This is a genomic window from Methylobacterium sp. Leaf113 (genome assembly GCF_001423325.1).
Classification (GTDB): domain Bacteria; phylum Pseudomonadota; class Alphaproteobacteria; order Rhizobiales; family Beijerinckiaceae; genus Methylobacterium.
Map to the genome: position 1 here is coordinate 50,648 of NZ_LMNJ01000003.1, position 23,227 is coordinate 73,874.

Genomic DNA, 23,227 nt, shown 5'->3' on the forward strand with positions numbered 1-23,227 from the left:
ATGGTAGGAGCCGCCTTCGGCCACGCCGACAGACTCGCTGAACCCACCGATGTCCCGGCGCCCGTGACCCTGCGGGAGGCCGTGCCGGTCTGGGGGCGCATCGCCTCGCTCTCCTTCGGCGGACCGGCCGGCCAGATCGCCGTCATGCACCGCATTCTCGTCGAGGAGCGGCGCTGGATCTCCGAGAACCGCTTCCTGCACGCCCTGAACTTCTGCACCCTGCTGCCAGGCCCGGAAGCCCAGCAACTGGCGACATATGTCGGCTGGCTCATGCATGGCACCCGGGGCGGCCTCGTCGCCGGCGGCCTGTTCGTCCTGCCCGGCGTGATCGCGATCATGGTCCTGAGCTGGGTCTATGCCCTCTACGGCAACGTCGGGATCGTGGCCGGTCTGTTCTTCGGGCTCAAGGCGGCCGTTCTCGCCATCGTCGCTCAGGCGGTCCTGCGGATCGGGCGTCGTGCGCTCAAGAGCCGGACCATGGTCGGGCTGGCGGCGGTGTCCTTCATCGCCATCTACTTCCTCGACGTACCCTTTCCCATCATCGTCCTGACGGCAGGCGTCATCGGCTACCTTGGCGGCCGAGCCGGCCTGCCGCAGTTCCAGGCCGGCGGAGGCCACGGCGCGTCCGGAAAAGCGGATGGCGGCCCCTACCTCCTTGGCGACGACGAGCTCCCCCGGGAGCGGGCCGCTCATGGCCATACCCTACGGACACTGGCTTTCTGGGCCGCGCTTTGGCTCGTGCCGGTCCTTGCCGTGCTCTTTCTGCTCGGGCCCGCCAACGTGTTCGGGCAGATCGCGGTCTTCTTCTCGCAGATGGCGATGGTCACCTTCGGGGGGGCCTACGCGGTGCTCGCCTACGTCGCCCAGCAAGCGGTCGACCATTACGGCTGGCTGAAGCCCGGAGAGATGCTGGACGGGCTTGGGATGGCCGAGACCACGCCGGGCCCGCTGATCATGGTCACCCAGTTCGTGGGCTTCATGGCGGCGTTCCGAAACCCCGGCGCGCTCCCGCCGCTGCTCGCCGGCACGCTGGGGGGCCTCCTGACCACCTGGGTGACCTTCGCGCCCTGCTTCCTCTGGATCTTCGTCGGTGCCCCCTACATCGAGCGTCTGCGCGGCAACCACGCCCTGGCCGGTGCTCTGGCAGCCATCACCGCCGCGGTGGTCGGGGTCATCCTGAACCTCGCGGTCTGGTTCGCGCTCCACACCATCTTCGCCCAGGTGACACCGTTCGTGGCGGGACCGCTCAGGTTCGACGTGCCGGTCCTCGCGAGTCTGAACCCTTGGGCCCTGCTCCTGTCCGCGGCCGCCATCCTCGCCGTCTTCCGCTTCAAGGTCGGGGTGATCCCGACGCTGGCGGCCTCCGCGGCCGCCGGCCTCGTCCTTCGCGTGGCGGGAGTGGTCCCATGAAACCGGCTTCGAAGCTCATCCTGCTGGCATCGTTGATGAGCGCGATGGGCGGGTCCGTCGCGGTCGCCAAGGTCTTCGGCTTCGCATGCACCCCGGTGGGCAGCGGCACCTACGACTTCCGGCCTATGAAGACCGGCCCCGGTCAACCGGGCCAATGGGTCGTCATCGAGGATCCCGAGGCTTACGGCGGCAGGGCCATCGTGCAGCGTAGCGAGGACCCCACCGACGGCCGGTTCCCCATCCTCGCGTTGACCGAGACTGCGCCGGCGGATGTTTCCGTGTCGACGCGGATCAAGCCGGTCTCGGGCCGTGTCGACCAGGCCGGCGGCCTCGTCGTTCGCCTGCGCGATGACGGCAACTACTACGTGGTCCGCGCCAACGCGCTCGAAGGCAATGTGCGCTTCTACAAGGTGACCGGCGGCAAGCGGGAGCAGTTGGGCGGAGCCGACCTGCCGGTCACCGCCAACGCCTGGCACGATCTCAGGCTCGATGCGCGAGGGGACCGCTTCACGGTGTCCTTCGATGGCCGCGAGCTGTTCACGACGGTGGACGCCGCGATGGCCGCACCCGGCAAGGTCGGGTTCTGGACCAAGGCCGACAGCGTCACGCGTTTCGATGCGCTCGACGTGCGTCCGCTGCCCTGACCAGCTCACAAGAAGCGTCAAGCGCGCCGTTAGCGGCCGCCTCCACCACAAGGAGAACATCATGTCCCAGTCCCACGACATCGACCGCCGCAACCTCTTCCTGGCCGGCGCGGGCCTTGCGGCCCTGGGACTGGGAGCGGGCTCGGCCCTAGCGGCGGATGGACCCGCTGCCGGGCAGCCTGCGATCAAGCTGCCGCCCTACACTGCCAAGCCCCTGCCGCTCGATCCCCAGAAGATCGCCGGGATGAGCGAGCGCATCATGATCAGCCACTACGAGAACAACTATCTTGGGGCGGTGAAGCGGCTGAACCCCATCGCCGACCAGCTCGCGACGCTGGACTACGAGAAGACGCCCGGGTTCGTCGTCAACGGCCTCAAGCGCGAGGAACTCATCGCCACCAACTCGATGATCCTGCACGAGCTGTTCTTCTCCAACCTCGGCGACCAGAGCAAGCCAGGTGCAGCCCTGGAAGCAGCGCTGATCCGCGACTTCGGCAGCGTCGAGCGGTGGCGCTCGCAGTTCACCGCCATGGGCCGCGCCGAGGGCGGCGGTTCCGGGTGGGTGCTCCTGACCTACAGCCCGCGCGACAAGCGCCTCGTGAATGCCTGGGCGGCCGACCACACCACCACGCTCGCCGGCGGCACGCCCATCCTGGCGATGGACATGTACGAGCACGCCTACCAGATGGACTTCGGCGCGAAGGCGGCGAACTACGTCGACGTCTTCATGAAGGTCATCCGCTGGGAGACCGCCGACCGGCTCTACGACGAGGCCAGTTGCGCAACTTAAGATGGGCTTGTCTTCTGTCGCCCCACTCTCTTAAGCCGACAACGCATCCGCTCGCTTAAATCTTCCCCTCCACCTAAGGCCTGTGTTCGTACGTCTGCTTACTGGATCAGATCCGATTAAACGCAATGCCCGGGTTGGGTCGGGACCCGCCGGTCCGTTCTTCGACTGGAACGGGTGGTTTACCGCCTGGCCGCTTTGGTTCGATGTTTAGCTCAATGCGGACGTTGCCTTCACAGAGTCGAGAGTACGCCCTTTCAGCAGCGCATTGACCTCAGCGTCCGGCAACCCCTTGCCCAGTGGTCTTCCGAGACCACTGGCGAAGATCAAAAAAGCATTCGGTAGGGCATCATGCCTTGATCCGTTTGCGGACCCAGTTGATGACACCGCCCTCAAGGAGGATCTCTATCTGTCGCGGAGAGAGGTCGTGGCGCAGGCGGATTTTTTCCTTGCCGCCGCGTAGGGTGGCTTCGACCTCGTCGCCCTTGGAGAGCGCGCCGGACACATCCTCGATCTCGATGACATCGCCGAGTTCGAGCCGGTCGTAGTCGGCGGGATCCACGAAGGTGAGCGGCAGGACGCCGAAATTGATGAGGTTCTGCCAGTGGATGCGGGCGAAGCTTTTGGCCAGCACCGTTTCCAGTCCGAGGTAACGCGGAGCCAGCGCGGCATTCTCGCGACTCGACCCTTGTCCGTAATTGGATCCGCCGACGATGGCGTGTCCGGCACGCTCACGCCCGCCCTGTTTCGTGCGCTCCGGGTAGGTATCGTCGATGGGCTCGAAGGTGAATTCCGACGTCTTGGGGATGTTCGACCAGTAAGGCATCACCCGCGCGCCCGCCGGCATGATGTCGTCGGTCGAGATGTCGTCGCCGGTCTTCAGCAGCACGGGCACTCGGATTGAGGCTCCGAGCTTGCCGAGTTCGGGAAGCGTCGTGATGTTCGCTGACTTCTCCAATGCGACCTCTCGCGCCTCCGCCTCCGGCAGGGGCGCCAGCAGCATCGTCGCGTTGCCCCGCACCATCTCCGGCGTCTCGATCTCGGGATAGGGGATCCCAAGGGTGCGCGGATCGGTGATGACGCCGGTTAGGGCGGAGGCGGCGGCGGTCTCCGGGCTGCATAGGAACACGCTGTCCTCGCGGGTGCCGGAGCGGCCGGGGAAGTTGCGTGGCACGGTCCGGAGGGAGTTCCGGCCTGAAGCCGGAGCTTGGCCCATGCCGATGCAGCCGTTGCAGCCGGCCTGATGCACCCGCGCGCCGGCATGGATGAGATCGGAGAGGTGTCCGTCCCGGATCAGGGTCTCCAGCACCACACGGGTCGAGGGGTTGATGTCGAACGACACCCGGTCGTGGGCCTGACGCCCCCTCACGATGGCGGCGGCCATCGCGAAATCGCGGTAGCCGGGATTGGCCGAAGAGCCGATGTAGCTCTGGTAGAGCTCGGTGCCCGCGACCTCCGAGACCGGCACGACGTTGCCGGGGCTCGACGGCTTGGCGATCATCGGCACGAGGGTCGAGAGGTCGATCTCCTCATGGTCGTCGTAGGTACAGCCGTCGTCGGCGGCGAGGGGCACCCAGTCGTCGCCCCGGCCGACGCCGTCGAGGAACGCCTTCGTGGCTTGATCCGACGGGAAGACGCTCGTGGTCGCGCCCATTTCCGCGCCCATGTTGGCGATGACGTGCCGATCCATGGCGGTCAGGTGGTCGAGGCCGGAGCCATGGTATTCGATGATCCGGCCGAAACCACCCTCGACGCCATGGCGCCCGAGCATCGTCAGGATCACGTCCTTGGCGCTGACCCAGTCCGGCAGGCGGCCCGTCAGGCGTACGCCCCAGACGCGCGGCATGCGCAGGTTCAGGGGCTGGCCGGCCATGGCCAGGGCTACTTCGACGCCGCCGGCACCGAAGGCGAGCATGCCGAGCGAGCCTGCGGCCGGGGTGTGGCTGTCGGAGCCGACCATGGTCTGCCCCGGCTTTCCGAAGCTCTGCATGTGGACGGGGTGGCTGATGCCGTTGCCCGGGCGCGAGTACCACACGCCGAAGCGGCGGCAGGCCGAGCGCAGGAACATGTGCTCGTCGGCGTTGAGGTTGTCGTTCTGGACGAGGTTGTGGTCGATGTACTGCGCGGCCAGGCCGACCTTCACGCGCTCGACGCCCATCGCCTCAAGTTCCAGCATGACGAGCCCGCCGAGCACGTCCTGAAGCAGGGTTTGGTCGATCCTGAGAGCGATGTCCCCACCTGGGGTGAGGTCACCCTCGGCGAGATGGGATTGGACGAGTTTTTGGGTCAGGTTCAGGGCCACGTGGCTCTCCCGGTCGGCGTTCGATGCAGGTTGGTTCGACCGGCGCTCGCCACGGGGTGAGTGTGCGCCGGTGGTGATGAGGCGTCGCGGCCAGCCGAATCAGGCCTGGCGGTCGCTGCGACGCAGGCTTTCTGGCATGGCGAACAGCGCCAGCCCGGCCGCGATGAGGCAAACCACCCCGATGGCGTAGAGCGCCGGGGTGGTCGATCCCGTCAGATCCTTGACCCAACCGACCGCGACGGGGCTGACGATTCCGCCGAACTGGCCCAGCGTATTGATTAGTGCGATGCCGCCGGCGGCGCCCGCCCCGGTGACGAGCTTGGCCGGCAGTGTCCAGAAGGTCGGAATCGAGGCGACGATGCCGGCGCCGACGAGTGCCAGGGCGAACATAAGGGGCACGATCTGCTTGTCGAACAATCCTGCAGCGAAGAAGCCGATGGCCGCGGCGATGGCGAGCCCTGCCACGAACTTCGGCCGTTCGCCCGAGGCGTCGGACAGGCGCCCGATCACAATCATGCTGATTGCACCGCAGATGTAGGGGATCGCCGTGAGGAAGCCGATGGAGGCCGCCGTCCCCCCGGTCGCGGTCTTGATCAAGTCCGGCCCCCAGAAGTTCAGCCCGTACGAGCCGACCTGGAGCAGGAAGTAGATGAGCCCGATCAGCAGGAACCCCGGCTGCTTGATCGCCCCCCACAGGGAATGATCGCCGATGTCCCGGTTGTGGTGCGCGATCTTCGAGGCCAGCAGCTCTTTCTCGGCCGGGGTCAGCCACCGCGCGTCGGTGACCCGGTCGTCCAGACGGAAGAACACCAGCGCTCCGAGGACGAGGCAGGGCAGGCCGCCGGCGAGGAACAGCCACTGCCAGCCGGCCAGGCCCGCGAAGCCGTTGAGGCCACCGAGGATGAGGCCCGCCACCGGCGCCCCGAAGATGCCGGAGAAGGCGGAGGCCACGAACATGAACGAGGTCACGCGGCCGCGGAACGATGCCGGGAACCACAAGGTGAGATAGTACAGGATGCCCGGCGCGAAGCCCGCCTCCATCGCGCCGATGATGAAGCGCAGCACGTAGAAGTGCCACTCGGTGGTGATGAAGACCATCAGCGCCGTGGCGATGCCCCACGAGACCATGATCCGGGCGATCCAGCGCCGCGCGCCGACCCGGTACAGCAACAGGTTCGAGGGCACCTCGAAGATCACGTAGCCGATGACGAACATGCTCGCGCCGAGCCCGTAGGCGACGTTGCTGAAGCCGAGGTCGCTCTGGAGCTGGAACTTGGCGAAGCTGATGTTGATCCGGTCGAAGAAGGCGAACATGTAGCAGACCATGATCAGCGGCATGAACCGCCACGCGACCTTGCGGACCACGCTGGCCTCGGTGATGTCCTGTGTGCCCGCGAGCGGGGTCGTCGTGGCGGCGGTCATGGTTTCCTCCTGGGATGGGGACGGGCCGTGGGCGGCCATGCCCGCTTGGCGCAGGTCGTAGGCCTCACGGGATTCCGGAGCCCTTTCTTGCGAGGGCTTCCGTCAGCTTCCGGGCGACGTCGGGCTCGGATGCGGGAAAGCGTCCCGCCGCCGGCGCAGCTTGGTTCGCTCGCGCGTCAGGCCGCCTTCGGCACCGGATGCAGTTCGCAGGGCCGGCCGGCCTTGGCGACCTGCCCCGGCACGTCGTGGCCGACGAGGCGCGGCAGGTCGCGCGACAGGCCGATCAGGGCGTCGAGGTCGAGACCCGTCTCGATGCCCATCTCGTGGGCCATGCTGACAAGATCCTCGGTGCAGATGTTGCCCGTGGCGCCGGGTGCGAACGGGCAGCCGCCCAATCCACCGAGGGCGGCATCGAACCGACGTGCGCCCGCACGGTAGGCGGCGAGCACGTTGGCTAGGCCGAGGCCACGGGTGTTGTGGAAGTGCAGCGTCAGCCGCTCGGCCGGCACGACGGCCAGCGCACGGGTCACGAGCCGCTCGACCTGGGCGGGGTTGGCCATGCCGGTGGTGTCGGCAAGGGTCACACCGGCGATGCCGAAGGCGAGGTAGCGCTCCACTTGGCGCATCACCTTGTCGGCCGGCTGGTCGCCCTCGAACGGGCAGCCGAAGGCCGTGGCCACCGTGGCGTTGGTTGATACGTCGGCGCCCTTCACCGTCTCCATGATCCTGGCGAAGCCCTCCATCGACGCGTCGGGGCTCATACCCATGTTGGCGCGATTGTGGGTCTCGCTGACCGAGGCGACGAGGTTGACCTCGTCGACCCACGCTGCCAGGGCCCGCTCGGCGCCCTTCGGGTTCGGCACCAGGGCGACGTAGACGGTGCCGGGCCGCCGCGCGATCCCGGCGAAGACCTCGGCGGCGTCGCGAAGCGCCGGCACGGCCTTGGGCGAGACGAAGGACGAGACCTCGATGCGCGAGAAACCCGTGGCCGAGAGCGCGTCGATCAGGGCGATCTTGTCGGCCGTCTCGACGTAGCGGGGTTCGATCTGGAACCCGTCGCGGGTCGCGACTTCCTGGATCAGCATGGCGTCGGTCATCCGATGGCTCCTTCGCGACGCAGGCGTTCGATGGTCTCGGCGTCACGTCCGAGTTCGGCGAGGACGGAGTCCGTGTGGGCGCCGAGCGCCGGCCCCTGCCAGCGCACCGCGCCTGGGGTGCCAGACATCTTCGGCACGATGCCGGGCATCTTCACCCTGGTGCCGCCGGGGAGTTCCGCGTCGAGGATCATGTCGCGGGCCTGGTAGTGCGGGTCGGCGACGATGTCGGCCACCGAGTAGATCCGGCCCGCGGGCACGTCGGCCGCGTCGAGGGCCGCCAGCGCCTCGTCGACGGTGCGCGCCCGGGTCCAGTCGGCGATGACGCCATCGAGCATGCCGGCGACCTTCGAGCGGCCGTCGTTGTTGCGGAGCGCCGGGTCGTCAGCAAGGTCGGGCCGGCCGATGACGTTCATCAGGCGGCGGAAGATCGGGTCCGAGTTGCCGGCGATGACGACGAAGCCGTCGCCCCCGGCCGGATAGGTGTTCGAAGGCGTGATGCCCGGCAGCGCTCCTCCGGTGCGGGTACGGACCTCGCCGAGGAGGTCGTACTCCGGCACGAGGCTCTCCATGACGTTGAACACGCTCTCGACCAGCGATACGTCGATGACCTGACCCTGGCCGCCTGCGGTCTTGACGTGCAGCAAGGCCATCAGGGCGCCGATGACCCCGTGGAGAGAGGCCAGGGTGTCGCCGATGCTGACGCCGACGCGGGCGGGCGGGCTGTCCGGGCTGCCGGTGGTGAAGCGGATGCCGCCCATGGACTCGCCGATGGCGCCGAAGCCCGGACGGTCGCGGTAGGGCCCCGTCTGGCCGTAGCCCGAGATGCGGACCATGATGAGCCTCGGGTTCAACGCCGAGAGCACGTCCCAGCCGAGGCCGAGCTTCTCAAGGCCACCGGGACGGAAGTTCTCGACGACCACGTCGGCGCTTCGCGCGAGATCCTTCACGAGGGCGAGGCCGTCCGGCGATTTCAAATTGACGGCAATCGATTTCTTGTTGCGCGACTGCAGGTACCACCAAATGGAGGTTCCCTCGTGCATCTTGCGCCACTTGCGCAGTGGGTCGCCGTCCGTCGGGGACTCGACCTTGATGACGTCGGCTCCGAACTCGGCAAGCATCTTCGTCGCGAACGGCGCCGCGATGAGCTGACCCAGTTCAAGAACGCGAATACCGGCAAGTGGGCCGATTGCCGACGGGGCGGCTGCATTTTGCATCGGCGTTTCCTCCAACGTTGTTGGAAGATGATTTATTGTGCCGACCGTCTTGTGTCCAAACGTATTGCGCGAACCTGCATTCTCCTGAGGTGAACGCTGGCGCCCTTCCGCTACCGGAACGTCTCGTGGAGATGATCGAGGAGAAGGGATGCAGCAGGAGCCAAGGCCCCGTGTCGAACCACAAGGTTCAGCGTGCGCTGGGCCCAGGGGTCTGAAAGCCGCACGGCCGTCAGGTTCATCTGCGGGCCCAGCAGCGCGTGGATGCGTTCGGGAACGACGCCGAGGCCCATCCCGGCCTGGGCCATCCGGCAGATCGCGTCGAAGCCCGGCACGTGGATGCGCAGGCGCAGCGGGCGGCCGAGGCGCCGCGCCTCGTCGCGGAGCGTCCCGTAGATCGAACTCTCTTGATGCAAGCCCACGTGGTCGAAGTCGAGGGTGTCGGCGAGTGCGACCGCATCCCGCCCGGCCAGCGGATGTTCTGCGGGCAGGACGAGGACGAGCCTATCGCGGCGATAGGGAATGGGGCGGAGCGAGCGCGTGTCGGTGTTCCCGGCGCAGATGCCGAGGTCCGCGGCGCCCTCCTCGACGCCGGCCACGACGCTGGAGCTCGGCCGCTCCTCCAGATCGACCCGGATATCGGCCTGGACCGCCAGGAACGCCTGCAGATCCTCGGGAAGGAACTGCACGATGGCCGACAGGTTGGCCAGAACCCGTACGAAACCACGCACCCCCCGCGCATGCTCGGCTAGTTCGAGGGTGATCTGCTCGGCGCTGGCAAGCATCCGGCGGGTATGGTGCAGGAGCGTTTCCCCGGCCAGCGTCGGGCGCATCCCCTTGGGATCACGTGTGAGCAACTCACACCCAAAAAGGCGCTCCAGTTCCGCGAGGCGCTTGCTGACCGCGGATGGCGCGATGGCTGCGCGCCGTGCCGTGCCGTTGAGCGTCCCCTCCTCGCAGATCGCCGCAAACAGCCGCAGCGTCTTCAGGTCGAGGCGGTTCAGGTTGGACGACGTGGGTCCCACTGGCATGACCGTTCCGTTGACGTTTTTGGGTTGGCGTTTCTGACCTCAATAGCCGACGGAATAGGTGTCTCTGCTAGATTTCGAGATCGTCAATCTTCTCGGGTGGACGATCAGCGTCTGCCGACTAGGCTCGGCCTGATGCGTCATGAAGCGCCCTTGGAAGCTCACGTTTGACTAAGGTGAAGGCGTAGGGCTAGCTGGATCCGGCTGCCTTCGCTTACCTGCAATTGTTCTACGCATGCTCTCATCGGCATATCGGCGGCGCTAAGAATGACCGTTTTCAAGCGGAGCGAGGACGCACGTCTATGAGAAGGTCGGGTCGGGTCGGGACCGGCCGGTCGCGTCTACGACCGGGTCGGGTGGATCTTGGCCGGTCCGCTTCAGGACATGGGATAGAAGGACCGGACGTTCGACCCGCGCGGAAGTGGGCCGCCTAACGAAGCGCTTCCGCGATCTGTAGAAGCGTCGCAGTGAGGACGCGGGGGTCGAGGAGCGCCATAGATGTCCAGACACGGTTCCGCATCGGCCACGATCTTGGAAGCGCTTTCCAGGATGCCGCGACCGGACGCCGGACCAGGAAGGTAGCAGGGCGATTGATGATGAGCAGGCGCTGGAGGTCGATCTCTTCTTCGATGAAGTCGTCGGCGGGGTTGGGAAGCTGGCCCGGACCAGCCTGGCAAGGAAAGGCACCGGCATGGGTAGCCAACGGTGACGCCGCTAACCTGCATGGCGCCCCTCCGCGAATTCCACTCGCGAGCAACACATGAACACGTTCGTGGCGTTCCGTATAGCGGTCACGCTTGGCGAAAGGCTGATTGAGGGTCGGTGCAATGATTGCCCGTCGATGGGGTGCAAGGCCTCTCGCGAACGTGACGCAAGCTTTGCCGTAAACGCAATGCCAAGCTGTAAGCAGATGTGTGAACGTGGTATCCGTGGACGATGGCCGTCCGTAAAACCGTCACCGTCTCCATCACGCCCGAACAGCACGCCTTTCTCGGGGAGCGCGTGAATTCCGGTCGTTACGGAAGCGTCAGCGAGGTGGTGAGGGCGGCCCTGCGAATGCTGGAGCAAAGCGAGCCGGACTTCCTGCTCAAGGAGCAGGCCCGCCTCCTCGACGCCGACCGCAAGGCCCGCTGACACCATGCGACACGCTTCCAGTTTCCCGGTCGGCGGCGGAGCCATGGGCGTTGCCATCCGCTCGCACGATTGGTCATCTACGGCGCTTGGTCCGATTGATGGATGGCCGGCGGCGCTCAGCGTCACTCTGAGCAACATGCTGAACTCACCCGAGAGCATGTACCTCGTCTGGGGACCGGAGCGGACGTTCCTCTTCAACGACGCCTACCGTCCGATCCTCGGCACGCGCCTCGACGGAGCGCTCGGCCAGCCGCTTCCCATGGTCTGGCCCGATGCCTGGGGCGCCGTTCGGGCGGCGCTGGAGCGCGCCTTCGCCGGTGAGGCGGGGCGTTTCGTGGACGACCCCATCGCCATGGCACGGCATGGGAACGAGGAGGCGACATGGTGGTCGTATTCCTTCTCACCCGTCCACGACGGCTCCGAAGTCTCGGGCGTCCTCTGCCTCGCGACGGAAACGACCGACAGGGTTCGTGCGCGTCAACGCAGCGGGTTCCTCCTCAAACTCAGTGACGCCCTGCGTGGGAGCGACACCTCCGGTCGCCTCATCGCGGACGGATGCGAGAGGCTCGGTCGGCACCTGGGGGCGGACCGATGCGGCTTCGCCGAGTACGATGTTGCAACCAGTAAGTTTGAGACGGCCGGCACGTGGCCGGGCGGAGATGACCGTATTCCTTGCGTTACGGATCCTGGACCCGGCGTCATGGACGCACTTCAGGCCGGTCGTAGCGTGCGGGTCGACGCCGCAACCGGGGCCCCTGGCCCATATCGTCAGGGCGAACCGGACCGGACCACCCTGTGCGTGCCGGTGATGATCGAAAACGGCCTCGCCGCCATCGTCCACGTCGAGCGGGCCTTGCCGGCACGCTGGACCCAGGAGGAGGAGTCCCTCGTCCGCGACGTGTCCGGCCGCATCTTCGCATCCTTCTGTCGGACACGGGCACAAGAGGCGCTCTCCACCGGGCACGAGCGTCTCGAAACCGCCCTGACGGCCACTCGCAAGGGTCAGGCCCGCCTATCGATGGCCATCAACATCGCACGCCTCGGCATCTTCGAGTGGGACACGGTCACCGGCGCGGTCGAGATGGACGACAGGAGCCGCGAGATCTTCGGGCTCGCGCCGGAGGGACCGGTGCACCAGGACGAGGTGTTCTCCCGCCTGGAGAAGGTCGACGTCGAACGTGCCCATGCCCTCACCGAGGCGGCGGCCGTCGATGGCACAGAGGTCGTGGCCGACTATCGCGTCACCAGGCCCGACGGCACCACGCGCACGATCCTGAGTTCCAGCGAGCCCCTGCAGGACGAGGGCGGGCACCTGCGGATGATCGGCGTCTTTCACGACGTCACCGTGCTGAGGCAGGCCGAGGCCGACCTGCGTACCCTCAACGCGGACCTGGAACGTCAGGTCGTCGAGCGCACCCAGGCCCGAGGGCGGACGTGGACGCTAACCCCCGACCTGATGTGCGCCCTGGACCGGCGCGGCTACCTGGTGACCTCGAACCCGGCCTGGCAGACCTTGTTGGGATGGTCGGATGTGGAGATCGCGCGGACGCCGATCTGGGATCTCCTTCATCCCGACGACGTCGAGCGCACCCGGGCCGGCCTCGAACGGATCGAGGACGGCCAGCCAGCGGTGGGATGCGCCAACCGCTACCGCCGCAAGGACGGGTCCTACCGTTGGATCTCGTGGATCGGCGTGCCCGAGGACGGGCTGGTCTACTGCACCGGGCGCGACGTCACGGTCGAGAAGGAACGGGAGGTGGCGCTCGCCGCGCGCACCGCTGAACGCGACCTGTTCGCCACCATCGTCGAAACCGACAGGGCGCCGATCTGCGCCTTCGACCACGACTTCCGCCTCATCGCCTTCAACCAGGCGCACAGCGACGAATTCCATCGGATATTCGGCTATCGCGTCAATCTCGGGGACGTCTTCCCGGACTTGTTCACGGAGGACCAGGCGCACGTCATGCGGGCGTTGATGGCGCGGGCCCTGGCCGGCGAGGTGTTCACCGTTGTCGAGGAGTTCGGCGACCCGAGCATCGTCAAGCCGTACTGGGAAGTCTCGTACACCCCGCTAAGGGACGGTGACGGACGGATCTTCGGCGCGTTCCACCACGCCCAGGACATCACGGAGCGCGTGCGCGCCACAGCAGAGCTCGACAGGGCTCAGGACGCGCTTCGCCAGGCCCAGAAAATGGAGGCCGTCGGTCAGCTTACCGGCGGGGTCGCCCACGACTTCAACAACCTGCTCACCGTCATCATGTCGTCGACCGACCTGCTGAAGCGCCCGAACCTCCCCGAGGAACGGCGTCAGCGATACATCGGTGCGATCTCCGACACGGTGACGCGGGCAGCCAAGCTGACCGGACAGCTCCTCGCATTCGCCCGGCGGCAGGCGCTCAAGCCCGAGGTGTTCGACGCCGCCAGAAGCGTCGAGACCATCGAGGAGATGATCGGCACCCTGACGGGATCGCGCATCCGCACCGTGACGCGCATGCCCGACGAGGCCTGCCTCATCGACGCGGACCCGAGCCAGTTCGAGACCGCCATCGTCAACATGGCCGTGAACGCCCGAGACGCGATGGACGGCGAGGGGAAGCTGACCATCTCGGTCCGGAACGTCGCTGCGATTCCCGGCGACCGGAGCCATGCCAGGGTCGTCGGACGCTTCGTCGCCCTGTCGATCTCGGACACGGGCACGGGCATCGACGCCGGCATCCTCGACAGGATCTTCGAGCCGTTCTTCACCACCAAGGAGGTGGGGCACGGCACCGGCCTCGGCCTGTCGCAGGTTATTGGCTTCGCCAAGCAGTCGGGCGGAGAGGTCCGCGTCGTGAGCGCCATCGGTGAGGGGACGACCTTCACGCTCTACCTGCCCCGCGCCGCCAAGGATGCGCCGGCCGTCGTCGATGATGCGGACCCGGCGCCCCTGATGGACGGACACGGCACCAGGGTGCTTCTCGTCGAGGACAACCGGGATGTCGGCAACTTCGCGACCCAGACGCTGCACGACCTCGGCTACGAGACGGTCTGGGCGATGGACGCACGGCAGGCCCTGGCTGAACTCGCGAAGGCGCCAGACCGTTTCGACGTCGTGTTCTCCGATGTGGTCATGCCCGGCATGGACGGCGTCGAGCTGGCCCGGGAGATCGGGCTTCGGTACGTCGACCTGCCGGTGGTCCTGGCGTCAGGCTACAGCCACGTCCTGGCGCAGAACGGCACTGACGGCCTCGACCTGCTGCACAAGCCGTACTCGGTCGAGCAGCTCTCGCGCATCCTGCGCAAGGTCACGACGCGGCGCCGCCGGGTGATGGACACCGGACGGTAGGCGGTAACGGAAAAGCTACCGCCCAGGGATTGCAACCGAAGCGTTGCCTGTCTGTTGAACGCTCATGCCGACGAAGCGCCCCCTCGAAGCATCGGTCGTCCTCGTGGTTGAGGACTACGATTTCGTACGCTCGAATGCCGTCGATATGCTTGAGGATGCGGGCTTCACGGTGGTTGCGGCCCGTCACGCCGACGAGGCCTGGGACATCCTGCATCGGAGATCCGACATCGGCGTATTGTTTACCGACGTCGACATGCCAGGAACCATGTGTGGCGTCACCCTCGCCGAGCGGGTCAACGAGAATTGGCCAGACATCCGCCTGGTTCTGACTTCGGGACGGCATCGGTTCACGGACAAGGAGGTTCCGGACCACGGGTTGTACGTGCCCAAGCCATATAACGCCTCGGACGTCATCCAAGCGATAGAACACGCAGTCTGATCAACTACCAGCTCACGCTGTCTGGCCATCCTCTCTCTGGGGCGATGGCAAAGTACCTCGTACCCATCATCGTCGGATGGCGAGGCCCGCCGCGGTTAAGCACCGAAGGTCTCGCCAGCCGGCATTTGGTTCATAGTTCTAAAGGTCCAGTCCCGACAGGGTCGCTGCCGCCTGTATCAGGGCCAAGTGGGTCAATCCTTGTGGCAAATTCCCGAGGAACCCGCCTGTTTGGGGATCGGCCATCTCTGCATAGGTGCCGGAGTTCCGGTCCAATGCTGCGACCACCGCCTCGAACTTCACCGACGCCTGATCGTTCTGCCCGAGAAGGGCCATCGCCTCGCAGAGCCAGAAGGTGCAGGCGAGGAAGCAACCTTCCTCGGCATCCACGCCCGAGTAGCGGTAGTGATAGGGACCCCGACCGAGCTCCCGGTCAATGGCCTCGCAGGTCGCCCGCAACCGGTCGGCGCTCCCATATCGGAACCGGACAGCGAGGGTCATGGAGGCATCGAGCTTATCGCTGCCGGGATACATCACGTAGGCCTGCTTCGCCTCCGACCAGCAATGGTCCTCGATCCAGTCCGCTACGCGGTCGCGGGCCCGGACCCAACGGTCCTTGCAGGTGCCCGGCAGATAGCCCTTCTCGGCCATCTCGACGGCCCGGGCCAGGGCCTGCCAGCAACTGATCTTGGAGCCGGTGTAGTGCTGCTGCTCTGGAAGCTCCCAGATCCCAGCATCCTTCATCTTCCACTTCTCGGCGCATTCGTCGGCAAGACGCGCCAGCAACGCACCGCTGCGCAGGTCGAGCATGCCACCCCCGGCAACGAAGCGCTCCGCCGTCTCGAAGATGTCGCCGTAGATGCCGTGCTGGTGCTGGTCAGTTGCTGCGTTGCCCGTTCGGACCGGGCGGGAGTTCCGGTACCCTGGAAGGTCGAGTTCCTCCTCCTCCGAGACCATCTCCCCGTTCAGGGTGAAGAGGACCTGGGCGCCGTGCTCCTCCAAGTGGCGGACGAGCCAAGTCAACGCGGCGCTGGCCTCGGCATGAGCCCCGAGGCGGAGGAACGCCTTGATGACGTAGCCGGCATCCCGAACCCAGGCGTAGCGGTAATCGTAGTTCTTCTTACCTCCGATACCTTCCGGCAACGAGGTCGTCGCCGCGGCGGCGATGGCGCCGGTGGGGGAGTAGAGCAGCAGCTTGAGGGCGAGGGCGCTGCGTCCAACCTGTTCCGGGTACCGCCCCGCGTAGCCAAGGCGTTCGGTCCAGTTGCGCCAGGCATCACAGGATCCATCGATGCGTCGGTCGATGTCCGCGACCGGGGCGACGACGAGTGGCTCGTGCTCGCCGGCGACGATGGCCACCGTCTCGCGCTGCCCCGCCGACACCTCGACGCTGGCCTTGATCGCATGGTCATCCTCGCCATCGATGCGGATGCCCTCGCTGTAGCGGAATAGCCCCATAAGGTCGGCGACGTGGAAGGCCGTGCCACTTGCGTTCGACGAGAGGAATGGTCCGGCCGTGTCGCCCCGAGTTCCGAACACGAGCTCGATCCTGAAGCGGACACGCCCCTCAATCCCCTCGATGCGACGTGCCAGCTCCGCCCATGGCAACCGCCCGGCCGGCCCGCTGTTCAGGCTCTCGGTCAGGCGCGCCTTTCCGGTCGCCGTGGTGAACACGGTCTCATGGACGTTGCTTCCGTCGCGGTAGCCGATCTCGGCGGTAAACGGGGCATCGGGCGTGACAGAGAAGTAGCCCCCCTCAAGTGGGGACAGCAGACGGTCGAAGAGCGGTGGGGAATCGAGGTTCGGGCAGCACCACCAATCGATTGAGCCGTCGGCACCGGATAGGGCCACGGACCGGCCCTCACCGAGGGCAGCATAGGCTTCGAGGGGAAGGTATCCGTCCTCGCGTTCGACGGGCCCGCCAGTGCGGGGAAACGGCTTCAGCAATCGATGGCTCCGAGGATGGCGAAGGGTGCGTGGCGACTAGGCGCGAAGCTGGGGTAGAACACGGCTGCCGAATGCCTGGATGAAGGCATCCTGGTTGCGGCCGACCTGATGGACGATGATCTCCTCGAAGCCGATCTCCGCGAGGTCGGCGAGCCATGCTGTCTGGCGCCCGAGATCAGAGGACACGCGGACACAACCGTGAACGTCCTCGGGACGTACGAAGCGCGACGCGGTCTCGAAGTCCTCCGGCGTGCGCAGGTCCCAGTTGGCGTCGCCCTCAAGCATGTTGGCGGCCCATTGCCCGTGGGCTTCGGAGAGGGCCCGCCCGTCGTCCATATCCCAGCACACCTTCGTCTGGAGGAAAACTGGCTTGCTTTCGCCCCCGCCGTCGCGGAAGGCCTCGACGACGGGACGGAGCTTGCCCGGCTCTATGCCGACCGTGACGAGACCGTCGGCCCATGTCGCGACCTTACGGGCCGTCTCTGTAGTAACAGCGCCGGCCAGCAGGAGGGGTGCCTTGGCCGGGCGGGAATACAGCTTGGCATCCACCACCGTGACCCGGCCCCGGTGCGTCACGGTCTCGCCGTCGAACAGGGCCCTGATCACCGCGGCGCATTCACTAAGACGGGCGGTGCGCTCGGCCTTCTCCGGCCACGGCATGCCTGTGATGTCCTCGTTCAACCGCTGGCCGCTTCCGAGGGCCAGCCGGAGGCGTTCCGGGAACATCTCGGACAGGGTCGCAGCCGATTGGGCGAGGACGGCGGGGTGGTGGCGATACCCAGGCGCCGTGATGATGCCGAACGGCAATTGCGTGGTCGCGAGCGCGGCACCGAGCCAGGACCAGGCATGACCGGCGTGGCCCTGGGCGTTACTCCATGGCTTGAAGTGTTCCGACGACATCGCACAGGCGAAGCCGGCACGCTCGGCTGATTGGACATGCGATAAAAGCGTGGAGGGCGCGTATTGCTCGTGGGAAGCGTGATAGCCGATGCGCGCCAAGTTGGTTGTCCCGATTAAACGGAAAGCGAACGGCGGCTGGAACCCGACGTTCCTGCATCTGAGTGCTTCAACTCGACACGTCCTCATCGCCTGCGGCAGGTCCGCCCGATCCGGAACGCAGATTTCTGCCAGCAGTTCGGGTCCCCGGGGAATGGCTCCCCGGAGCGCCACGGCCTTGCAGACATCAACATCAGGACTTTGTTTCCTCGTCGCTGAAAGCGAGCCTCCGGAAGCCCGTGAGAAGCGCCGTGGCAGTGTTGGGCGCTCGTCGGGCGAGACCTACGTCGAGATCCTAGCTCTCCTTGCGCCAGGGGCCGTTTGCCATCACGTCATGCCCGCTGACGCGGACAGTACATTCCCGGAGGGCGAGAGCCTGGGCGGATACGATGCGGTCTTCCTCTCGGGCTCGCCCCTGTCTCTCTACGAGGATACGCCGGAGGTCAGGCGCTCCCTCGCGTTCATGAATGCCCTGTTCTCGTCCGGGACACCTTCCTTCGGCTCCTGCGCCGGCCTGCAGATGGCGACCGTCGCAGCCGGCTGCACGGTCCGTAGGAATCGGAACGGTCCCGAGGCGGGGTTTGCCAGACGCATCGTCGTCACCGATGCCGGACGGTGCCATCCGCTACTGAAGGGACGGCCCGGCTCGTACGACGCACCGAGTATCCATACGGACGAGGTCGAGACCCTGCCTGACGGGGCGACGCTACTGGCGCTCAATCGGTCCACCGTTGTCCAGGCTGCGGAGATCCGACACGACGGCGGCACGTTCTGGGGGGTGCAGTACCACCCGGAGATCGGCCTCGACGAGGTCACGGGGGCCCTCAGGCGGCAAGCGGACGACCTAGTCGAGAGCGGGTTGGCGCGTAGCCAGCGCGAAGTCGAGGAACATGCCGATCTCGTCGAGGCCCTCCACCGTGAGCCCGGTCGACGCGACCTGGCGTGGCGGCTCGGATTGGATGAGCAGGTCACCGATGAGGACCTTCGACGAACGGAGCTCCGCAACTTCATTGAGGCGCTCGTCATCCCATCCCTTGAACGTCGTCGCTGACATCCCAAGACAGAACGGATGCCGAGGCGCTTCGCGGAACGCTCGGCGGAACCTTTACCTGGGCCGAATGGTCACGTTTCGAAGTTCGCGCGATTTAGCCCTTCCAACGTTGGTGGAACGGGGTATCGACGTAGATGTCCGTCGTCAGATGATTTGGGACATTCAGCGGTGTTCAGGAGCGGAGGCTCTGGTCCATCTGGGGTGAGAGGTTAGGCAGCCTGCGCGTGGTGGCGCAAGCGGCGATCCATGAGGGTCTGACGCTTGATGCGTTCCCGCTCGGCCAGGATCCCTTCGCCGCGTCCGAAGTAGACGTCAGCGGGCGTGAGGTTGCTCAGGCTCTCATGGGCTCGGGCATGGTTGTAGTGTTCGACGAAGTTGGCAACCTGCGTCTCCAGCTCGCCGGGCAAGTAGGCGTGTTCGAGCAGGATGCGGTTCTTGAGCGTCTGATGCCAACGCTCGATCTTGCCCTGCGTTTGAGGATGGCATGGCGCACCGCGGATGTGGGTCATGCCTCGAATGCCGAGCTAGTCAGCCAGGTCGCTGGCGACGTAGCTTGGACCGTTGTCGCTCAGCAGGCGGGGACGATGCATCACCCGCGTCTGATCGAGCCCAGCCGCACCCAGCGCCAGGTCGAGCGTGGCGGTGACGTCGCTGGCCTGCATCGTCGTGCACAGCTTCCAGGCCACGATGTAGCGCGAGAAGTCGTCCAGCACCGTCGACAGGTAGTACCAGCCCCAGCCAACGACCTTCAGGTAGGTGAAGTCCGTCTGCCAAAGCTGGTTGGGCGTGGTGGTCTTATCGCGGAACTCGTCGGCGGCCTTGATGACGATATAGGCCGGGCTGGTGATCAGGTCCTGAGACTTGAGCAACCGGTAGACGGTCGCTTCCGAGACGAAGTAGCGACGCTCGTCTGTGAAGCGCACCGCCAGCTCACGCGGGCTGAGTTCAGGCTGCTCCAAGGCTAGGGCCACGATCTGCTCGCGGATCTCCGCAGGCAGGCGGTTCCAGACCCGGCTCGGCCGCGAGGGATGGTCATTCAACGCCTCGGGGCCGCCGCGCTGGTAGGCGTCGTACCAGCGGTAAAACGTCGAGCGCGTGATGCCGAGCTTGTCCAGGGTGGCACGCACCGGCAGGTGGGATTGCTCGACCAGCCGGATGATCTCCAGCTTCTCGGGGGCCGGGTACCTCATGCCTCGTCGCCCCCAGCCCCGCTCATGCTTTTTTTGAGCAGGCGATTCTCCAGCACGAGATCAGCCACGACCTCTTTGAGCGCCCCCGTCTCGCGGCGCAGATCCCGCACCTCATGCGTGGTGGCCGCACGAGCGGTGTCGCCGGACAGGCGCTTCTTAACTGCCTCCAGGAACTCCTTGGACCAGCCGTAGTACATCGAGGCGGCGATCCCCTCACGTCGGCACAACTCGACGATGCTGTCCTCGCCACGCAAGCCTTCCAGTACCACGCGGATCTTCTCCTCGGACGAGAACTGCCGACGTGTGGCCCGACGGATGTCCTTGATCACCGCTTCTGCCGGCTTCTTGGCCGGTCCGGATGTCTGCTTCATCTTCGCTCCTCAGGGGCTACGATGAACCAGCCATCCTCCGTTCGTAAAGACCCTCAATCTGTCCCACAGGTGCTGACGTCGGACAGTCTGCGTCGACAGGGTCTGGGTCGCCTTCACCTTGGCCTCAAGCTCGGCCGAGCGTGGGTCCGGTTCAGTTTCGTCCCAGCGCGCATGGTAGGAGTGCAACGTAACGTCGACGAAGTCCGGGTTCTCCCAGTAGGCAGCGACCGGCTCGAAGTTGGGCTCGTCGTACCGGCCCGGCGGGCTCAGTTGCCCCACATGATGCGGCCGAACCCCTTGAGGTCGGCCCGCACGGCCTCCCGTCCGCGCTTGGTCGCCTGGAACAAGTGATACCATTGGCGCTGGCACTGCGGGAACGCCCGGGTCGGCATTCCACCAGGCGCGAGGGGGGTCGAGAGCATCGCCATGGGGGTGGCGCGCTCGGGCCAGCCGACCGCCATGGCCTCGGCGGCGTTCGAGCCCCAGTCGTGGCCGGCGACCATGAAGGTCTCGATGCCCATGGCATCCATCAGGTCCACCGCGTCGTTGGCGAGGATGCCGGAGTTGCCGGTGTGCGGCGTGTCAGCCGAGCGGAAGCGCGTACGACCGACCCCCCTCAGTTCCGGCGTCACCGTCCGAAAGCCCGCCTCGTTCAGGCGCTCGGCCACGTTTGCCCAGGCAGTGGCATCGTCCGGCCAGCCGTGGAGCAGAAGGACGGTCGGTCCGTCCGCTGGACCCACCAGGTGGACGTTTTGAGTCGGGAGTTTGGTTTCGACCCGTCACTCGCGCACGCGGAGGCTCCATTGGCAGGGCGCTGAATGCCGACGCTCGAAACGTCGGTCCTAGGCCGGAATCCGGTCGATTCGCGCGATATCCTCCTCCGCCACGCCGTTCTCGCGATGCCGGAAGGCGCTCAAGGCCTCATAGACCTGAAGCCGCGCGCGCATGATGGAACCGAGTGGCCGGTGCGCCGCAAGGCTATGGGCGGGACGAAAGGTCATCACCTCGTCGAAGTAGCGGACGCGATCCGGTGCGTAGGCATCCTGGCGAGGCAGGCGCAGCGTTGCGACGGTGCGGTAGGGGCTGATTGCGACGGGCCAGTCGATCGAAGCGTCCTCGATGGGCTGCCGCTCGGCGTCGGCCCAGAGTTGGGCCTTCAGCTCGAACACCACTTCGTTCTCACGGAAGAAGGCGACCGTCGCATGGCGGAAGCCGTCCTCGTCCTGGTGTGGGTCGAGCCGCCACGCGGTAAGGGCACGCTGACTTTCCGTTGCCGGCACGGCTCCGAGCTTGGCGACATAGTCGCCGTACCGAATAGGCGCTTGGCTGAAGTAGCTGTCCGCCAGGGGATGGCTGTAAGGGTGGCCGAAGAAATCCGCCATCGCGCTCTCGGTGCCAAAGGCGTGCAGCACCCGGTTGAGGTTGCGCGCGGCGGACGCGACGGCGCTCTTTACGCCCTCCGGCAACCCGGTCGCCTTACCGATGACGGCGCCATCCCGCAGGAAGCCCGCCGCCGTACCCGACGGGAATGTGGTCCCGGTCGCCAGAACGAAGTCCTGGGTATCAACGCCGTGGCCGAGCAGCTTCTCGCCAAGCACGTCGAAAACCTTGATCGACATGCCGCGATGTGTCGAGACGCGGTCCCCAAGGGTCTCGCCCGGCCCCTGCGCGAACCGCACCGCCACGGGATGGGTGCCGGGCGTAGCGAACAGGCCCTGCGCCAGCTCCGCCGGCAGGCCGGCGGCGATCGTCAGCTCACCGGTAACGCAAGCCGAGCTCTTGGCGTGGCTGGCGCGCACAGCATGGTGTTCGCGGGCCTCGACCGTTTCCGATTGCTGCGTCATCCCCTTGATGATGCCGTCGATGGTCTCCTGCTCGCCCGCGGCGGGCGTCTCGATATCGGGTGTGTATCGCAGGTAGGTCATGCTCAGCCTCGCTGGGTATGAGGGTGGATGTCGATCGGGATCGACGGATCGTCGGCCATGCTCTGGTCAAGCTCACTCCGCCGGAATGAGATGGATCCGCCGACGGCCATCAATTCAGCTTCGGCTGACCGTTCGAGGCGGACAGACCGCCGTCGACCGGCAGATTCACGCCGGTGACGAAATGCGCGTCCTCACTCGCCAGGAAAGCGATCACGCCGGAGATATCGTCGGGCTTCGCCCCGCGTCCCATCGGAATACGTTCCTCGAACTTGGCGACGAGTTCGGGCTGCTCCTGCATGCCGGCCGTGAACGGCGTGTAGACCAGCGACGGATTGACGGCGTTTACCCGAACGCCGTTCCTCGCCTCGTCGAGCGCGACCGCCCGAGTGAAGTTCGTCACCGCGCCCTTCGCAGCGCAGTAGAAGCTGTGATTCCAGTCGCCGCCCAAACCCGAGACGGACGACACGTTGACGATGGACCCTCGGCTCTCGCGGAGATGGGGTAGCGCGAACCGCGTCATGTAGAAGACGCCGTAAAGGTCGGTTTCGATGATGGTCGAAAAGTCGTCAATGTCGCCTTCGTCAACGCGGCCGAGATGGTCTTTGCCGGCATTGTTGATGAGGACGTCGAGGCGCCCGAACCGTTGGACGGCCTGCGCGACGACGTCCTGGCACCGTTCCGCGTCGGAAAGGTCGGCGACCACCGCAAGGGTATCGGCTGCCTCGATGCTGCCGGCCACCTTGTTCAGTCCCTCCGCATTCTGATCCGCCAGAACGAGGATCGCGCCCTCGTGTCCGAAGCGCCGTGCAGCGGCCTCCCCGATGCCCGAAGCCGCGCCCGTGACCAACACCACCTTGCCTGAGAATCGTCCTATTTGATCTCCCTCCAGCCCCCCTGCACAACGCGCGGTGGCTCCCGTTTCCCGTGCCTCTGTCGGATCGTACCCGGCTC

17 protein-coding genes and 2 pseudogenes are annotated in these 23,227 nt (G+C 66.2%); 7 read left to right on the plus strand and 12 right to left on the minus strand.

Annotation, left to right across the window (positions count from 1 at the left end; translation table 11 throughout):
* The 3 genes from chrA (at window position 1) to ASF60_RS03835 (ending at window position 2,844) form a co-directional block, all read left to right on the plus strand.
* Window positions 1–1,410, plus strand: coding sequence for a chromate efflux transporter (chrA, locus tag ASF60_RS03825; RefSeq protein ID WP_056180661.1), 1,410 nt, complete (start codon window positions 1–3; stop codon window positions 1,408–1,410).
* The gene (locus ASF60_RS03830; protein WP_056180664.1) at window positions 1,407–2,054 is read left to right on the plus strand and encodes a hypothetical protein; all 648 of its coding nucleotides are present in this window, start codon (window positions 1,407–1,409) and stop codon (window positions 2,052–2,054) included. The genes chrA and ASF60_RS03830 overlap by 4 nt, the downstream gene beginning before the upstream one ends.
* Window positions 2,055–2,298: 244 nt before the next feature.
* Window positions 2,299–2,844, plus strand: coding sequence for a superoxide dismutase (locus tag ASF60_RS03835; protein ID WP_056180927.1), 546 nt, complete (start codon window positions 2,299–2,301; stop codon window positions 2,842–2,844).
* A 346-nt stretch (window positions 2,845–3,190) separates the two neighbouring features.
* On the opposite strand, the gene ASF60_RS03840 is transcribed toward ASF60_RS03835, so the two are convergent.
* From ASF60_RS03840 to ASF60_RS26125, 6 genes and pseudogenes are all read right to left on the minus strand, one after another.
* On the minus strand, window positions 3,191–5,143 hold the full coding sequence (locus tag ASF60_RS03840) for an aconitate hydratase (RefSeq protein WP_056180667.1): 1,953 nt from the start codon (window positions 5,141–5,143) through the stop codon (window positions 3,191–3,193).
* 99 nt (window positions 5,144–5,242) lie between these two features.
* Complete coding sequence (locus tag ASF60_RS03845) at window positions 5,243–6,565, minus strand: MFS transporter (RefSeq protein WP_056180671.1); 1,323 nt, start codon at window positions 6,563–6,565, stop codon at window positions 5,243–5,245.
* 176 nt (window positions 6,566–6,741) lie between these two features.
* Window positions 6,742–7,662 (minus strand): hydroxymethylglutaryl-CoA lyase, encoded by a 921-nt coding sequence (locus ASF60_RS03850; RefSeq protein WP_056180674.1) that lies wholly within the window; start codon window positions 7,660–7,662, stop codon window positions 6,742–6,744.
* Window positions 7,659–8,876 (minus strand): CaiB/BaiF CoA transferase family protein, encoded by a 1,218-nt coding sequence (locus ASF60_RS03855; protein ID WP_056180677.1) that lies wholly within the window; start codon window positions 8,874–8,876, stop codon window positions 7,659–7,661. Before ASF60_RS03855 ends, ASF60_RS03850 begins: the two co-directional genes overlap by 4 nt.
* 110 nt (window positions 8,877–8,986) lie before the next feature.
* The gene (locus ASF60_RS03860) at window positions 8,987–9,904 is read right to left on the minus strand and encodes a LysR family transcriptional regulator (RefSeq protein ID WP_056180680.1); all 918 of its coding nucleotides are present in this window, start codon (window positions 9,902–9,904) and stop codon (window positions 8,987–8,989) included.
* A 562-nt stretch (window positions 9,905–10,466) separates the two neighbouring features.
* Window positions 10,467–10,626, minus strand: a pseudogene (locus tag ASF60_RS26125) (LexA family protein); the annotation flags it as partial.
* A gap of 211 nt (window positions 10,627–10,837) precedes the next feature.
* Here ASF60_RS26125 and ASF60_RS03865 point away from each other — a divergent pair.
* The 3 genes from ASF60_RS03865 (at window position 10,838) to ASF60_RS03875 (ending at window position 14,799) form a co-directional block, all read left to right on the plus strand.
* Entirely contained in the window at window positions 10,838–11,035 is a 198-nt protein-coding gene (locus ASF60_RS03865; protein ID WP_056180683.1) for a type II toxin-antitoxin system ParD family antitoxin, read from the plus strand.
* Window positions 11,036–11,171: 136 nt separating this feature from the next.
* Window positions 11,172–14,360 carry a PAS domain S-box protein gene (locus ASF60_RS03870; protein WP_056180686.1) on the plus strand — a complete coding sequence of 1,063 codons (3,189 nt, stop codon included), beginning with the start codon at window positions 11,172–11,174 and terminating at the stop codon, window positions 14,358–14,360.
* 64 nt (window positions 14,361–14,424) lie between these two features.
* On the plus strand, window positions 14,425–14,799 hold the full coding sequence (locus ASF60_RS03875) for a response regulator (RefSeq protein ID WP_056180689.1): 375 nt from the start codon (window positions 14,425–14,427) through the stop codon (window positions 14,797–14,799).
* Window positions 14,800–14,937: 138 nt separating this feature from the next.
* Here ASF60_RS03875 and ASF60_RS03880 read toward each other — a convergent pair whose 3' ends face one another.
* Both ASF60_RS03880 and ASF60_RS03885 read right to left on the minus strand, forming a co-directional pair.
* Window positions 14,938–16,743, minus strand: a complete 1,806-nt coding sequence (locus ASF60_RS03880) for a glycoside hydrolase family 15 protein (RefSeq protein ID WP_056180692.1) — start codon at window positions 16,741–16,743, stop codon at window positions 14,938–14,940.
* A gap of 36 nt (window positions 16,744–16,779) precedes the next feature.
* Window positions 16,780–17,742: a TIGR03885 family FMN-dependent LLM class oxidoreductase gene (locus tag ASF60_RS03885; protein WP_056180693.1), complete on the minus strand. Its 963-nt coding sequence runs from the start codon at window positions 17,740–17,742 to the stop codon at window positions 16,780–16,782.
* Window positions 17,743–18,073: 331 nt separating this feature from the next.
* Between ASF60_RS03885 and ASF60_RS03890 the strand changes: the two genes are divergently transcribed.
* Window positions 18,074–18,790 (plus strand): type 1 glutamine amidotransferase, encoded by a 717-nt coding sequence (locus ASF60_RS03890; protein ID WP_244478316.1) that lies wholly within the window; start codon window positions 18,074–18,076, stop codon window positions 18,788–18,790.
* A 209-nt stretch (window positions 18,791–18,999) separates the two neighbouring features.
* Here the strand turns inward: ASF60_RS03890 and ASF60_RS03895 are convergent.
* From ASF60_RS03895 to ASF60_RS03920, 4 genes and pseudogenes are all read right to left on the minus strand, one after another.
* Window positions 19,000–20,351 (minus strand): annotated as a pseudogene (locus ASF60_RS03895) (IS3 family transposase).
* Window positions 20,352–20,617: 266 nt separating this feature from the next.
* Window positions 20,618–21,091: an alpha/beta fold hydrolase gene (locus ASF60_RS25065; RefSeq protein WP_056180701.1), complete on the minus strand. Its 474-nt coding sequence runs from the start codon at window positions 21,089–21,091 to the stop codon at window positions 20,618–20,620.
* 102 nt (window positions 21,092–21,193) lie between these two features.
* The gene (locus ASF60_RS03915; protein WP_056180704.1) at window positions 21,194–22,276 is read right to left on the minus strand and encodes a catalase family protein; all 1,083 of its coding nucleotides are present in this window, start codon (window positions 22,274–22,276) and stop codon (window positions 21,194–21,196) included.
* 109 nt (window positions 22,277–22,385) lie between these two features.
* On the minus strand, window positions 22,386–23,165 hold the full coding sequence (locus tag ASF60_RS03920; RefSeq protein WP_338011492.1) for an SDR family NAD(P)-dependent oxidoreductase: 780 nt from the start codon (window positions 23,163–23,165) through the stop codon (window positions 22,386–22,388).
* Window positions 23,166–23,227 lie beyond the last annotated feature (62 nt).

Excerpts from the sequence above, each read along its gene's own strand:
- chrA (WP_056180661.1), top strand. The coding sequence starts at position 1 with ATGGTAGGAGCCGCCTTCGGCCACGCCGACAGACTCGCTGAACCCACC.
- ASF60_RS03830 (WP_056180664.1), top strand. The coding sequence starts at position 1,407 with ATGAAACCGGCTTCGAAGCTCATCCTGCTGGCATCGTTGATGAGCGCG.
- ASF60_RS03835 (WP_056180927.1), top strand. The coding sequence starts at position 2,299 with ATGAGCGAGCGCATCATGATCAGCCACTACGAGAACAACTATCTTGGG.
- ASF60_RS03845 (WP_056180671.1), bottom strand. The coding sequence starts at position 6,565 with ATGACCGCCGCCACGACGACCCCGCTCGCGGGCACACAGGACATCACC.
- ASF60_RS03850 (WP_056180674.1), bottom strand. The coding sequence starts at position 7,662 with ATGACCGACGCCATGCTGATCCAGGAAGTCGCGACCCGCGACGGGTTC.
- ASF60_RS03855 (WP_056180677.1), bottom strand. The coding sequence starts at position 8,876 with ATGCAAAATGCAGCCGCCCCGTCGGCAATCGGCCCACTTGCCGGTATT.
- ASF60_RS03860 (WP_056180680.1), bottom strand. The coding sequence starts at position 9,904 with ATGCCAGTGGGACCCACGTCGTCCAACCTGAACCGCCTCGACCTGAAG.
- ASF60_RS03865 (WP_056180683.1), top strand. The coding sequence starts at position 10,838 with ATGGCCGTCCGTAAAACCGTCACCGTCTCCATCACGCCCGAACAGCAC.
- ASF60_RS03870 (WP_056180686.1), top strand. The coding sequence starts at position 11,172 with ATGCTGAACTCACCCGAGAGCATGTACCTCGTCTGGGGACCGGAGCGG.
- ASF60_RS03875 (WP_056180689.1), top strand. The coding sequence starts at position 14,425 with ATGCCGACGAAGCGCCCCCTCGAAGCATCGGTCGTCCTCGTGGTTGAG.
- ASF60_RS03890 (WP_244478316.1), top strand. The coding sequence starts at position 18,074 with ATGCCCGCTGACGCGGACAGTACATTCCCGGAGGGCGAGAGCCTGGGC.
- ASF60_RS03915 (WP_056180704.1), bottom strand. The coding sequence starts at position 22,276 with ATGACCTACCTGCGATACACACCCGATATCGAGACGCCCGCCGCGGGC.